We start from the raw sequence: 13,329 nt of genomic DNA, 5'->3' as shown, positions 1-13,329 counted from the left end.
ACCCTTATTCGGCCGCGCCCTTATTCGGCAGCATCGGGCAGCCGCACGGCAGCGTCTTCGAACTTGGTGTTCTCCAGTTCGACATTGAGGCCGAGGGAGCGCATCTCCTTGACGAGAACGTTGAAGCTCTCGGGAATGCCGGCTTCGAACGTATCGTCGCCGCGCACGATCGCCTCGTAGACCTTGGTGCGTCCGGCAACGTCATCCGACTTCACCGTCAGCATCTCCTGCAGCGTATAAGCGGCGCCGTAGGCTTCCAGCGCCCAGACCTCCATTTCGCCGAAGCGCTGGCCACCGAACTGCGCCTTGCCGCCCAGCGGCTGCTGGGTGACGAGCGAGTACGGACCGATCGAGCGCGCGTGGATCTTGTCGTCCACCAGGTGGTGAAGCTTGAGCATATAGATGTAGCCCATCGTCACCTTGCGATCGAACGGCTCGCCGGTGCGGCCGTCATAAAGCTGCGACTGACCGCTGGTGTGCAGGCCCGCCTGCTGCAGCATGGTGTTGATGTCGGCTTCGTGCGCGCCGTCGAACACCGGAGTCGCGATGGAGACGCCGCGGCGCATCTGTTCGCTCAGGCGAATGATGCTCTCGTCGTCATAGTCGCGGACCGGCTCGTTGCGGTCGTTGGAAGGCATGAAGCTTTCCAGCGTCTTGCGCAGCGGCTTGATGTCGCCGCCAGCCTTGTAGGCGTCGATCAGCTCGCCGATCTTCCTGCCCATGCCGGCGCAGGCCCAGCCCAGATGCGTTTCCAGGATCTGGCCGACATTCATGCGGCTCGGCACACCCAGCGGGTTGAGCACGATATCGGCATGCGTGCCGTCCTCGAGGAAAGGCATGTCCTCGACCGGAACGATGCGCGACACCACGCCCTTGTTGCCGTGACGGCCGGCCATCTTGTCGCCCGGCTGCATCTTGCGCTTCACCGCCACGAAGACCTTGACCATCTTCATGACGCCCGGAGGCATCTCGTCGCCGCGCTGCACCTTCTCGACCTTGTCCATGAAGCGCTGCTCGAGCGCCTTCTTGGAGTCGTCGTACTGGCCGCGCAGGGCTTCCAGCTCGCTCTGCAGCTTTTCGTTCTCCACGGCGAACTGCCACCACTGCGAGCGCGGATACTCGTCGAGCGTGTCCTTCGACAGCTTCGAGCCCTTCTTGAAGCCCTTCGGCCCGGCAATCGCTTCCTTGCCGACCAGCATGTCCGACAGGCGCGAATAGACGTTGCGATCGAGGATCGCCTGCTCGTCGTCGCGGTCCTTGGCCAGACGCTCGATCTCCTCGCGCTCGATCGCCATGGCGCGCTCGTCCTTCTCCACGCCGTGGCGGTTGAAGACGCGCACTTCGACGACCGTGCCGAAGGTGCCCGGAGGCATGCGCATGGAGGTGTCGCGAACGTCCGAGGCCTTTTCGCCGAAGATGGCGCGCAGGAGCTTCTCTTCCGGCGTCATCGGGCTTTCGCCCTTCGGCGTGATCTTGCCGACCAGGATGTCGCCCGGCTGCACTTCCGCGCCGATATAGACGATGCCGGCCTCGTCGAGGTTCTTCAGCGCTTCCTCCGAGACGTTCGGAATGTCGCGCGTAATCTCCTCCGGTCCGAGCTTGGTGTCGCGGGCCATGACCTCGAACTCCTCAATGTGGATCGAGGTGAAGACGTCGTCGGCCACGATGCGCTCGGAGAGCAGGATCGAGTCCTCGTAGTTGTAGCCGTTCCACGGCATGAACGCGACCAGCACGTTGCGGCCGAGCGCCAGATCGCCGAGCTCGGTCGAAGGACCGTCGGCGATGATGTCGCCCTTGTTCACCCGGTCGCCGACACGCACCAGCGGACGCTGGTTGATGCAGGTGTTCTGGTTCGAACGCTGGAACTTCATCAGCCGGTAGATGTCGACGCCGGACTTGCCCGGGTCGAGATCTTCGGTGGCGCGGATAACGATACGGGTGGCGTCCACCTGGTCGACCACGCCGCCGCGGCGGGCGCCAATGGCGGCGCCTGAGTCACGGGCGACGACTGGCTCCATGCCGGTGCCGACGAACGGCGCTTCGGCGCGCACCAGCGGCACGGCCTGACGCTGCATGTTCGAGCCCATCAGCGCGCGGTTGGCGTCGTCGTTCTCGAGGAACGGGATGAGGGCCGCGGCCACCGATACCATCTGCTTCGGCGACACGTCCATCAGGTCGACGTTCTCGCGCGGCGCCATCATCACCTCGCCGGCGTTGCGGCAGATGACGAACTCGTCGACGAAGCTGCCGTTCTTGTCGAGCTCGGCGTTGGCCTGCGCGACGTGGTGCTTGGCCTCTTCCATCGCCGACAGATAGACGACTTCATTGGTCAGCTTGCCGTTGACGATCTTGCGGTACGGGCTCTCGATGAAGCCGTACTTGTTGACGCGCGCGAAGGTGGCGAGCGAGTTGATCAGACCGATATTCGGGCCTTCCGGCGTCTCGATCGGGCAGATGCGGCCGTAATGCGTCGGATGCACGTCGCGCACCTCGAAGCCGGCGCGCTCGCGGGTCAGACCGCCCGGTCCAAGCGCCGACAGGCGACGCTTGTGGGTGATCTCCGACAGCGGGTTGGTCTGGTCCATGAACTGCGACAGCTGCGAGGAGCCGAAGAACTCGCGCACGGCGGCGGCCGCCGGCTTGGCGTTGATCAGGTCCTGCGGCATGACCGTGTCGATCTCGATCGAGGACATACGCTCCTTGATCGCGCGCTCCATGCGCAGCAGGCCGACGCGGTACTGGTTCTCCATCAGCTCGCCGACCGAGCGGACGCGGCGGTTGCCGAGATTGTCGATGTCGTCGATCTCGCCCTTGCCGTCGCGCAGCTCGACCAGCGTCTTGACCACGGCCAGGATGTCTTCCTTGCGCAGCACGCGCACGGTGTCCTCGGCCTTGAGCTCGAGGCGCATGTTCATCTTGACGCGGCCGACAGCCGACAGGTCATAGCGCTCGCTGTCGAAGAACAGCGAGTTGAACATGGCTTCGGCGGTCTCGAGCGTCGGCGGCTCGCCCGGACGCATGACGCGGTAGATGTCGAACAGCGCGTCCTGGCGGCTCTCGTTCTTGTCGACGGCGCGCGTGTTGCGAATGTAGGCGCCGACATTGACGTGGTCGATGTCGAGGATCTGGATCTCGTCCTCGCCGGTGCCGAGCAGCACCTTCAGCGTCTTCTCGTCGATCTCGTCGCCGGCCTCGAGGAAGATCTCGCCGGTGGCGTAGTTGACGATGTCCTCGGCCAGGTAGTTGCCGAGCAGGTCCTCGTCGGTCGCCTTGATCGCCTTGAGACCCTTTTCGCCGAGCTGGCGGGCCTGGCGGGCGGTGATCTTCTTGCCGGCCTCGACGACGATCTCGCCCGTGTCGGCGTCGACCAGGTCGCCGACAGCCTTGAGGCCGCGGAAACGCTCGACGTTGAACGGGATGCGCCAGTGGTCGCCGGCGCGCTTGTAGGTGATCTTGTTGTAGAAGGTCGACAGGATCTCTTCGCCGTCCATGCCGAGCGCCATCAGCAGCGACGTCACCGGGATCTTGCGGCGGCGGTCGATGCGGGCGTGGACGACGTCCTTGGAGTCGAACTCGATGTCGAGCCACGAGCCGCGATAAGGGATGACGCGCGCGGCAAACAGAAGCTTGCCCGAGGAGTGCGACTTGCCCTTGTCGTGGTCGAAGAAGACGCCCGGCGAACGGTGCATCTGCGAGACGATGACGCGCTCGGTGCCGTTGACGATGAAGGTGCCGTTCGACGTCATGAGCGGCATATCGCCCATATAGACGTCCTGCTCCTTGATATCCTTGATCGACTTCGCGCCGGTATCCTCGTCGATATCGAACACGATGAGGCGCAGCGTAACCTTCAGCGGCGCAGCATAGGTCAGGTCGCGCTGACGGCATTCGTCGACGTCGAATTTCGGTCCTTCGAACTCATACTTCACGAATTCCAGCATCGAGGAGCCGGAAAAATCGGAGATCGGGAAGACCGACTTGAAAACAGCCTGCAGCCCCTCGTCCGGACGCCCGCCCTTGGGCTCGTCCACCATCAGGAACTGGTCATAGGATGCCTTCTGAACCTCGATCAGGTTCGGCATCTCCGCAACTTCCGGGATCTTCCCGAAGAACTTGCGTACGCGTCTGCGGCCATTGAAAGTCTGGGTCTGGGCCATCGTCGCTCCTTAGCTCAAAACTCGGGGCGAACCTCGCCGCGGTTCGCCTTGCACCAACGGGCCGCTCGCCGGCCGCCCCTGTCTGTTTTCCGGCCGCCGTTCCAATTGCTTGGCGGCTGCCGGTAAAAAACGGGAGAAAACCCGTTTCCTGAAGGCCGCTTCCGGCCCTCAGGAAAGAGGTTTTCAAACGTCTCGCGCAACGAAGCCTCCCTTTCATCAAGGGAGGGGGCGGCCGGCGCGAGGCCGTCCGCCCTCAACCATAAGGCTTACTTCAGCTCGACCTTGGCGCCAGCTGCTTCCAGCTGAGCCTTGAACTTGTCGGCATCGGCCTTGGAAACGCCTTCCTTGACCGGCTTCGGAGCGGCCTCGACCAGGTCCTTGGCTTCCTTGAGGCCAAGGCCGGTGATGGCGCGGACTTCCTTAATGACGTTGATCTTCTGGGCGCCGGCGTCGGCGAGAACGACGTCGAATTCCGTCTTCTCTTCAGCCGGAGCAGCAGCAGCGGCAGCGCCACCGCCAGCAGCGGCAACCGCCACCGGAGCAGCAGCCGAAACGCCCCACTTCTCTTCCAGGAGCTTCGACAGCTCGGCCGCCTCGAGGACGGTCAGCTTCGAAAGGTCGTCTACGATCTTCGCGAGATCAGCCATTTTGATATTCCTTTGGTTGGTTCGAACGTGTGTTGTTGACAGCGAGGAACGGCCTCATGCCGCCTCGTCCTTCCGGGCGTAAGCGCCGATGACGCGCGCGACCGAAGCCGCGGGCGCATTGACGATCTGGGCGATCCGGGTAGCCGGCGTGGCGATCATGCCAACCAGCTTGGCGCGCAGCTCGTCGAGCGACGGCATCGTGGCGAGCGCCTTGACACCATCGGCGTTGAGCGAGGTCGAGCCCATCGCGCCGCCGAGAATGATCAGCTTGTCATTCCCCTTGGCGAAATCGGACGTGACCTTCGGCGCCGCAACCGGATCCTCCGAATAAGCGACCAGCGTCTGTCCCTTGAACAGATCGACGATCGATGCGGAGTCCGTGCCCTGAAGAGCGATCTTGGCGAGACGGTTCTTCGCGACTTTGACGGTGCCGCCGGCGGCGCGCATCTTCGACCGGAGGTCGTTCATTTGCGCCACGGTGATACCGGCGTAGTGGGCCACGACGACTGAACCCGCGCTCGAGAACGCTTCGTTCAGGCCCGTGACGAGTTCGCGCTTTTCCGCTCTGTCCACTGCCTATCTCCAGTTGACCCCTGCCTCATTCTCGAGGTCAGAAGTCGGGTTGCCTTTTGCCGGCCGGGCCATCCTAATCGTGGATCTCCCGAACGGCGCTCGAGGATCCTGCCCCCTTTTCGCCCACCGACGGCAAGCCGGCGATGTGCTGACAAAAGGCAAACACGGTTCGAACCTTTCATTGGAGCTTGTCGCTCCTTTGTCGGGTCTTCACCCGTCTCATGCAGGCCCAAGTGAATTAAGGCTTTTGGGCCGCCTGCAATCTCGGACAGGATATCCGGAAACCTTTCGGCTTCCGGGTACCGGGCCGCCGACGGATCGGCGGTCCGGAATTCTTCTTTGTTGGAGCATGATCTTTTCCGAAATCCACTTTTCGGGATCATGCTCTAGCGACCGGCCTGAAGCCGGCCAGACGACGCTTACGACGCGGCGAGCGTCGCGATGTCGAGCTTGAGGCCGGGACCCATCGTCGAGGTGACCGACACCTTCTTGACGTAGTTGCCCTTGGCGCCGGCGGGCTTGGCCTTGTTCACCGCATCGGCGAAGGCCCGCACATTCTCTTCCAGCGCCTTGACGTCGAACGAGACCTTGCCGACGCCGGCCTGGACGATGCCGGCCTTCTCGACGCGGAACTCGACGGCGCCGCCCTTCGAGGCCTTGACGGCGGCCGCGACATCGGGGGTCACGGTGCCGACCTTCGGGTTCGGCATCATGCCGCGCGGGCCGAGCACCTTACCCAGACGGCCGACCAGCGGCATCATGTCCGGAGTAGCGATGCAGCGATCGAAATCGATCGTGCCCTTCTGGACGATATCGACGAGGTCCTCGGCACCAACGATATCGGCGCCGGCGGCCTTGGCTTCTTCGGCCTTGTCGCCGCGCGCGAACACGGCGACGCGCACCGACCGGCCAGTGCCGTTCGGCAGGTTGACAACGCCGCGGACCATCTGGTCGGCATGGCGCGGATCGACGCCGAGATTCATCGCGACCTCGACCGTCTCGTCGAACTTCACCGTGGACCGGTCCTTCAGCAGCTGCAGCGCCTCAGAGAGCGCATAGGCCTTGTTCGGGTCGATGCCTTCACGGCTCTTGGCAACACGCTTTGCAATCTTTGCCATGATCTTAGCCCACCACTTCCAGGCCCATCGAGCGGGCGGAGCCCTCGACCATGCGCATGGCCGCTTCGACGTCGTTTGCGTTCAGGTCCTTCATCTTCTGCTCGGCGATCTGGCGCACCTTGTCGCGCGAGATCGTGCCGGCCTTGACCTTGCCCGGCTCTTTCGATCCAGACTTCAGGTTGGCGGCCTTCTTCAGGAAGTAGCTCACCGGCGGAGTCTTCATGACGAAGGTGAACGACTTGTCCTGGTAGTAGGTGATGACGACCGGGATGGGCGAGCCCTTCTCCAGCTCCTGGGTCTGCGCGTTGAACGCCTTGCAGAACTCCATGATGTTGATGCCGCGCTGACCAAGCGCCGGGCCGATCGGGGGCGACGGCGTGGCCGAGCCCGCGGCAACCTGGAGCTTGAGCTGGCCTGCAACTTTCTTAGCCATCTCTATTCCTGCCTTTTCTCATGCCGGGAAAAACCGGCGGTTGCAGTCTGGTGGTGCGGTTCCAGCGGCCGGCTAAGCCGCATTCGCCTCCCACCCGCTCATGGCAGCGCCATTCCTTCGCGCCGCCGATCCCTTCGCCTCTCGGACGGGGACCTTCGGATCAGCCCTTTTCGACCTGTCCGAATTCGAGATCGACGGGCACCGCGCGCCCGAAGATCGAAACTTCCACCTTGAGGCGCGCCCGCTCCTCGTCCACTTCCTGGACGAAGCCGTTGAACGACGCGAACGGACCGTCCGAGACGCGGATCGCCTCGCCGATCTCGAAGGTGACCGACGGCTTCGGACGCTCGACGCCTTCCTGAACCTGGTTCAGGATGCGTTGCGCCTCGGCTTCAGTGATCGGCACGGGCTTGGAGTCACCGAGGAAGCCGGTGACCTTCGGCGTGTTCTTGACCAGCGAGAATACGGCGTCCGTCAGGTTGGCCTTCAAGAGCACATAACCGGGGAAGAACTTGCGTTCCGCATCGACCTTGCGGCCGCGGCGTATCTCGACGACCTTCTCCGTCGGCACCACGATCTGCTCGATCTCGCCCGACAGGCCCTTCTGCTTGGCCTTGTTCTCGATGTCCTCGGCGACCTTCTTCTCGAAGTTCGAATAAGCGTGGACGATGTACCACCGCGTCATTTCACGACCTCTCCGTAATCGCCGAACTTAATGTCCGAGGCCCAGAATCCACTCGATCGCATAGCCCATGGCTATGTCGGCGGTGAAGAAGAAGATCATGGCGATGAGCGCAAAAACCAGGACCATTACCGTCGAGATCATAGTCTCGCGGCGCGAGGGCCATGTCACCTTGGCCGTCTCCGCGCGAACCTGCTGGAGAAAGGTGAAAGGGTTTGTGGTTTTCGAAGCCATCTGCCGCCTGTCTTCAAGACCCGTTGGCCGGGTCTCCTGGATGATCCCGCTGGCCGGGACGTGCCGCCTGGACTTCGTGCCGGCGCCGAATCAGCACCACCATTTCGCCCACGCAAATCAGACGCGTAAAGCCGGCTTCCCAGCTCCACGCGTCGCGTGTCTGTTCAGTCTACATAAAACCGATTCTTGGTCCACGCAAGTGGCAAGTGTTCCGCTTTATGTTTTAGCGCCGCCTCGGAACCATCCAGTCGTTCCGTCCCGGCTATGCGGGGGCCTTATGCCCCAGTTTTCGTTATATGGCAAGCCGCCCCCCGGTTTCCAACGGCGGAGCGCGCCCACCTTCAGCCTATCTTGGGAGGTGGCACGGGCAGCAGGGCTCGAACCTACGACCTGCGGTTTTGGAGACCGCCGCTCTACCAACTGAGCTATGCCCGTATACGGGCGCTGCTATTTCACAAAGCCGATGAGAACTCAAGAGCCCTTTTGAGACGCGTCGGCCGGAAGCGCCGATCGCAGCCATCCAAGCCCCAGGGCCCATGCGCAGATCACGAGTTCAAGCGCGAAAGTCCAATGCAGAACGAAGTTCAGGACCCAGTTCCCATGGCTGGCCGGAACCGCCACGAGCTCAAACGGGCGATGACTGAACGGCGCCAACCACATGATCGGCGATGCGACCGTGTCGAGCGCCATATGCAACATGGCTCCGGCTAAGAAGATGGCGATCGACGGCAGACGCCGCGACCCCAACAACCGACCGACCGACACGCCTACCGTCCCGATCGTGGCCCAGAACAACGGCCAATGCGTGATGTAGGCATGATGGTGCGTGCGACCGCCATCGATCAGGTAAAAATAGAGCATGTCGATGTCCGAGATGACGCTGCCGAGCATTGCGGCAGCCACCACATCGGATGCCTCCCGTCGCCGTCTTCGCGCGAGCCTTCCCAGAATATAGCCCGATGGGAGATGGGCAATCAGCATGCAAGGTCGTCTCACATTGATGCAACGACCCTGCGGTGTCTTTGCGGCGTCATCTTTTCGGAATTTTGCAGAAACCCAGCATCTTCGGCTACGATTTCCCGGCCGGCGGCTTGTAAGGCCCGCCCGGCACGCCCCAGCCCCAGCTTGGCATTGGCTCGGTCTCAGGGTCGCAAGTCTCGCCGAGATTGGAATTAATCTTGGCCAGCCGCGATCCCCACTCGACATAGCCCATCAAGGCGGAACGGAACTCGGGATCGTCCGGCAGGCCGGCTTCGTCCGCCGCGTCCGCCAGGAGGTTGATCCAGCGCCGGCGCTGCACCTCGGTCAGATGCTTGCCGAGATGATGCCTGACCATCTCGCGGTGTCCACCATGCCGTTCGCTGTAGGTCCTCGGCCCGCCGAAAACCTCGCCGATGAAGACGGCGACATGCGCCGGATGGTCCGGCGACATGTGCCTGAACACCGGACCGACAATCGGGTCCAAGGTCACTCTGTTGTAAAAGATCTGCGTCAGCCGGTTGAGCGCCTCGCTGCCGCCGGCCCATTCGAACAACGTCGGGACGCCCTCGCTCATCTCCGGTCCTCCTACGTTTGAGCCTAGAAGGATAGCGGGAAGCTCGGAGCCGGCTCAACCTGCCTCCATGGCCAGTGCTGGCATGGCGCCGAATGCTGCTAAAGCTTGGCTGGCGATTCCGCTTCGGCGTTGGCGGACGGCAGAACCCGGCAGTTATCGGGTTTTGGCGAAGATTTGCAGATAGTGGCGCCCGTCAGAGCGTCTACCGACTGGCGGCTGGTGGTGAGCCCGAACCCCGCCAATTCGTGCTGGCTGAGCTCCCTGTGCTTGGCGGATTGGGCCGACTGCATCGCGACGAACAGGCCCGAGCCGATCGCCATCTCCTCGAGATACGACCGGACCTTGTCTTCCATGCCCATGGAATGCACCAGGAAACGCGTATCGGCGCCTACCAAGCGCCTGGTGCCGCCGGCGATCATCAGCACGCAGGCTGTATCGCATTCGGCGCCGGCTTCAACGGTGAGACCATCATGAAGGTTGTCCTTGGAGACGCACCCTGCCGGGCCGGGATCGCAATCAAGAAAATCCGTCCGGGCGACCGCAACATCCAATCTGCGCTCGCGGATCAGCCGGCCGGCGGCGAGCGCGCCCTGGACATCGCCGCCCTGTGAGTTGAGGACGATGGGCAGCCTGCGTCCGCCGACCTTGTCCAGCAGCTCGCGCAGCCTGTCGGGCGTGCCGGCAACGATCGTTCCCTCCGCCGAAATCCATTCCGGACAATCGGGGTTGCAGAGCGGATTGCTGCCGCGAACGAGGATGAAACGCATTTCCTGCTGCGGCTTTGGCGGTGATGCTGCCTCCGCCGGCTGACTGTCGGCCTGTTTGACTGCGACCGTCGCCACCTCGGCCTGCTTGGCCTTGCCATTGGCCGGTATCTCGCGGCAGTTCGCTGGCACCGGATCGCGCCGGCATATGGCTGCTTCGGTCATCAGGTCGAGGGAATCGAGGCTGGTGACGAGCTTCATCTCCAGCATATCGTCGGGCTCGATCTGCCTTATGTCGCTTGCCGGCGTCGCCTTCATCACGTCCAGCACGCCCTGCCCAATACCCATTTCTTTCAGATAACCGGACAGCCGTTTCTCGACCGCCTTGCTCATCTCGTAGGTCTTGTAGCTGCCGGCATTCTTGCGGCTGACGACCTTGGTGCTGAGGACCTTCTTCTTGCCGTTCACAATTCTGTAGGTGGTGCGGTAGAGCAGCTTTTCCCTGTGATATGTCGTGGTGATCTGATGAACCCCGAGAAAAGCCCACTCGCCGACCACACGGCGGACGCCGCCGGCAAACATCAGGGGACATGCGGAATTGCACATGGCGCCGCTGTCGTAGGCGATGCCGGAATACGGCGTGTTCTTACTGTCATTGTCCCGGCAGTTCTTCATTTCGGGCGAGCAGCCGGAAAACCCCGTAGTGCCCACGGCGATGTCGAGCTTGTTCTTACGGATCGTACGGCCGAGTTGGAGCGCGGCGTCGACATTGCCTCCAGGAGAATTGACGACGATCGGCAGTTGCCGGCCGCCGAGCGTCTTCAAGAGGCGCTTGAACCGCGCCGGCGTGCCGGCCTCGATGCTGCCTTCGGCAGAAATCCATTCCGGGCAGTTCGGCTCGCAGCCTGGCGCGCTGCTGCGCACCACGACGAAGCGCATGGCAGGGCCGTAATCCGGCGGCGTTTCCTTCGCTGCGGCGGCAAACGCGGTAAGCCCAATAGCGATGGCCAGCCCGAGCCGAACCAGCCCTAGCGGCCACGAAATACCCTTTGAAAGGAACGCGGAAATCACGCCTGCCAAGCCCTCGGTCCAACCCATACTAGTTACGGCGACGATGCTTGCAATAGAATTGAAGAGGGTGCGAGCAATGCCAGCCTGACGGCTGCTGCCTCGACCTTCGTCGCGACTACGCTAAAGTTCTGGCGGCGTCTTTGCCTGGGCGTTGGCAGAGGGCGGGAGCCGGCAATTGTCCGGCTTTGGCGAGGACCTGCAAATGGCGGGGCCAGTCAGCGTGTCCGATGTGTCCGGCCCGGTCACCAGCCCGACCTTGAGCATTATATCGGGTTCAAGCTGACGCTCGACTGAACTCTGATCTATCGCTGCGAACAGGCCTGGGCTGATCGCCATCTCGTCCAAATAGGCTTCGACAATCCGCTTCTGTCCCATCGAGGACACGCTGAGCCGCGCCTTGGGGTCGACCAGCCGCCTAGCGCCGCCGGCGAGCATGAGTGCGCAGGCTGAATCGCACTCCACTCCGAATTGGCTGATCAGCCCGACATAGGCGCTATTGTCGTCCAGACAGCCTGCCCCTGGCGGGTTGCAACCCAGGATATTGGTGCGGGCGACGACGACGTCTAGCTTGCGTTCGTGGATAAGCCGCCCTGCGGCCAAGGCGCCGAACAAGTCGCCGCCTCGTGAGCTGATCACAACGGGGAGCCGCGGGTTGTCGAGCGCGGCGAGCAACTGGCGAAGATTTTGCGGGGTTCGAGGGGTGATCGCGCCTTCCGCCGAAATCCATTCCGGGCAGTCGGGATCGCAGAGCGGATCGCTGCCGCGAACGACCACGAAGCGCATCTCCGGCGCCGCATTTCCTGCCGCTCCTCGAAACGGCACGGCAGTCGGGGCTTTGGCTGGCTTGGAAGATGGAGCTTCCGCCTGTCGAGAAGGTGCCGGCTTTGCCGTCGTTACAGCGGCCGGCCGGGCATCCTCCGCTATTTCCCGGCAATTTGGAGCCGGTTTGTCACCCATGCACAGGATCACTCCGGTGAACAGCTCCACGGTGTCTGTGCTGGTGGCCAGTTTCATCGTTAGCATGTCGTGGAGGGTGATCCTCTGAATGTCGCTCGCCGGCGTGGCTTTCATTTTGTCGAGGACACCCTGCCCCACGCCCATCTCTGCCAAATAGGCCGAGATTTTCCGCGCGAACCCCTTGCTCATCTTATAGGTCTTGTAGCTTCGGCCTTCGGTGACGGTCTCCGTTGTGACCTGATATCTTTTGCCCCGAATGGTTTTATAGGTGGTTCGAAAATGCCTTGTGGAGGGGAACCAAGTGGTGGTGATCTGATGAACACCCAGATAGGCCCAGCCACCGGCTACGCGGCGAACGCCACCTGCGAACATCAGGGGACATGCAGAGTTGCACATGGCGTCGCCATCAGACGCCACGCCGAAATAGGCAACGCCCTTGCCGAAGCTGGCCCCGCAGCCCTCCGTTCCCGGCCAACAATCGGAAAACTCGGTCTTGCCGATCGCGATGTCGAGCCCGTTCTTCCGTATGATGCGACCAAGTTGAAGTGCGGCGTCGACATCGCCGCCAGGGGAATTGACAATGATCGGCAGTTTGCGGGTGCCGAGCTTTTTCAGCACTCGCTTGAGCAGAGCCGGCGTGTCGGCAGTGATGGCGCCTTCCGCTGAAATCCATTCCGGACAATTGGTCTTACAGCCGACTGCACTGCTACGCGCAAAGATGAACCGCATGTCCGAAAAGCCGTCGGAAGACGGGCCGTTCAAAATGAACGTATCGGGCCATGCCCGTATGAGGACGTCATCGGCCTTTGCTGCAAAGGCCACCACCACAATTGCAAGCACCGGTGCCCGGCGAACCAGTATGCGAAACCATCTTGATGTGCAGTTTAAATGATGCCCCGAAATCATGATTGGCGACGCCCCCTGCCGCAATCGATAATAATTGCGGCAGTGGTGCATGCAATAGCTTCGAAGCAACCGTGCTGCATTTATGCTGCACTGTGCAAGTAAACGAAAAAGGGCGGCCCGAAGACCGCCCTTTCCTTGGTCGAGCCGGCAAGTGCCGGCTCGATCATTCTTTGATGGTGACGACGATGCCGGCACCGACGGTGCGGCCGCCTTCACGGATGGCGAAGCGCAGCTTCTCTTCCATCGCGATCGGCACGATCAGCTCGACATCGACGGTGATGTTGTCGCCGGG

At 62.4% G+C, this 13,329-nt stretch carries 11 protein-coding genes, 1 tRNA gene and 1 pseudogene; all 13 read right to left on the bottom strand.

Features of this window, described 5'->3' with window-relative positions; genetic code table 11:
* Nucleotides 1–20: 20 nt before the first annotated feature.
* Nucleotides 21–4,157 (bottom strand): DNA-directed RNA polymerase subunit beta, encoded by a 4,137-nt coding sequence (gene rpoB, locus EOA49_RS03180; RefSeq protein WP_127241411.1) that lies wholly within the window; start codon nucleotides 4,155–4,157, stop codon nucleotides 21–23.
* Between the two features lie 266 nt (nucleotides 4,158–4,423).
* Nucleotides 4,424–4,804, bottom strand: coding sequence for a 50S ribosomal protein L7/L12 (gene rplL, locus EOA49_RS03175; RefSeq protein ID WP_066989581.1), 381 nt, complete (start codon nucleotides 4,802–4,804; stop codon nucleotides 4,424–4,426).
* A 54-nt stretch (nucleotides 4,805–4,858) separates the two neighbouring features.
* Complete coding sequence (gene rplJ, locus EOA49_RS03170; protein WP_041003118.1) at nucleotides 4,859–5,377, bottom strand: 50S ribosomal protein L10; 519 nt, start codon at nucleotides 5,375–5,377, stop codon at nucleotides 4,859–4,861.
* A 419-nt stretch (nucleotides 5,378–5,796) separates the two neighbouring features.
* Nucleotides 5,797–6,495, bottom strand: coding sequence for a 50S ribosomal protein L1 (gene rplA, locus EOA49_RS03165; protein ID WP_066989577.1), 699 nt, complete (start codon nucleotides 6,493–6,495; stop codon nucleotides 5,797–5,799).
* Nucleotides 6,496–6,499: 4 nt separating this feature from the next.
* On the bottom strand, nucleotides 6,500–6,928 hold the full coding sequence (gene rplK / locus EOA49_RS03160; protein WP_059189557.1) for a 50S ribosomal protein L11: 429 nt from the start codon (nucleotides 6,926–6,928) through the stop codon (nucleotides 6,500–6,502).
* A gap of 160 nt (nucleotides 6,929–7,088) precedes the next feature.
* The gene (gene nusG, locus EOA49_RS03155; protein ID WP_066989575.1) at nucleotides 7,089–7,613 is read right to left on the bottom strand and encodes a transcription termination/antitermination protein NusG; all 525 of its coding nucleotides are present in this window, start codon (nucleotides 7,611–7,613) and stop codon (nucleotides 7,089–7,091) included.
* A gap of 27 nt (nucleotides 7,614–7,640) precedes the next feature.
* A complete protein-coding gene (gene secE / locus EOA49_RS03150; RefSeq protein ID WP_066989573.1) occupies nucleotides 7,641–7,844 on the bottom strand; it encodes a preprotein translocase subunit SecE in 204 nt (67 codons plus the stop codon).
* Between the two features lie 359 nt (nucleotides 7,845–8,203).
* Nucleotides 8,204–8,279, bottom strand: a tRNA-Trp gene (locus EOA49_RS03145).
* Nucleotides 8,280–8,315: 36 nt separating this feature from the next.
* Nucleotides 8,316–8,825 (bottom strand): metal-dependent hydrolase, encoded by a 510-nt coding sequence (locus EOA49_RS03140; protein ID WP_127243053.1) that lies wholly within the window; start codon nucleotides 8,823–8,825, stop codon nucleotides 8,316–8,318.
* An 88-nt stretch (nucleotides 8,826–8,913) separates the two neighbouring features.
* Nucleotides 8,914–9,399, bottom strand: a complete 486-nt coding sequence (locus tag EOA49_RS03135) for a group II truncated hemoglobin (protein WP_127243052.1) — start codon at nucleotides 9,397–9,399, stop codon at nucleotides 8,914–8,916.
* A gap of 98 nt (nucleotides 9,400–9,497) precedes the next feature.
* Nucleotides 9,498–11,042 (bottom strand): hypothetical protein, encoded by a 1,545-nt coding sequence (locus EOA49_RS03130; RefSeq protein WP_127240868.1) that lies wholly within the window; start codon nucleotides 11,040–11,042, stop codon nucleotides 9,498–9,500.
* 252 nt (nucleotides 11,043–11,294) lie between these two features.
* The gene (locus EOA49_RS03125) at nucleotides 11,295–13,037 is read right to left on the bottom strand and encodes a hypothetical protein (RefSeq protein ID WP_245460504.1); all 1,743 of its coding nucleotides are present in this window, start codon (nucleotides 13,035–13,037) and stop codon (nucleotides 11,295–11,297) included.
* Between the two features lie 163 nt (nucleotides 13,038–13,200).
* A pseudogene (tuf, locus tag EOA49_RS03120) lies at nucleotides 13,201–13,329 on the bottom strand (elongation factor Tu); the annotation flags it as partial.

This window comes from Mesorhizobium sp. M1A.F.Ca.IN.020.04.1.1, from assembly GCF_003997315.1.
Lineage (GTDB): Bacteria > Pseudomonadota > Alphaproteobacteria > Rhizobiales > Rhizobiaceae > Mesorhizobium.
The sequence above is the reverse complement of the archived record's forward strand: the minus strand, read 5'-3'. Positions and strand labels throughout refer to the sequence as shown.

Bases quoted from the DNA above. Each gene is read 5' to 3' on its own strand.
- rpoB (WP_127241411.1), bottom strand. From the start codon at position 4,157: ATGGCCCAGACCCAGACTTTCAATGGCCGCAGACGCGTACGCAAGTTC.
- rplL (WP_066989581.1), bottom strand. From the start codon at position 4,804: ATGGCTGATCTCGCGAAGATCGTAGACGACCTTTCGAAGCTGACCGTC.
- rplA (WP_066989577.1), bottom strand. From the start codon at position 6,495: ATGGCAAAGATTGCAAAGCGTGTTGCCAAGAGCCGTGAAGGCATCGAC.
- rplK (WP_059189557.1), bottom strand. From the start codon at position 6,928: ATGGCTAAGAAAGTTGCAGGCCAGCTCAAGCTCCAGGTTGCCGCGGGC.
- nusG (WP_066989575.1), bottom strand. From the start codon at position 7,613: ATGACGCGGTGGTACATCGTCCACGCTTATTCGAACTTCGAGAAGAAG.
- secE (WP_066989573.1), bottom strand. From the start codon at position 7,844: ATGGCTTCGAAAACCACAAACCCTTTCACCTTTCTCCAGCAGGTTCGC.
- EOA49_RS03140 (WP_127243053.1), bottom strand. From the start codon at position 8,825: ATGCTGATTGCCCATCTCCCATCGGGCTATATTCTGGGAAGGCTCGCG.
- EOA49_RS03135 (WP_127243052.1), bottom strand. From the start codon at position 9,399: ATGAGCGAGGGCGTCCCGACGTTGTTCGAATGGGCCGGCGGCAGCGAG.
- EOA49_RS03130 (WP_127240868.1), bottom strand. From the start codon at position 11,042: ATGCGCTTCGTCGTGGTGCGCAGCAGCGCGCCAGGCTGCGAGCCGAAC.
- EOA49_RS03125 (WP_245460504.1), bottom strand. From the start codon at position 13,037: ATGATTTCGGGGCATCATTTAAACTGCACATCAAGATGGTTTCGCATA.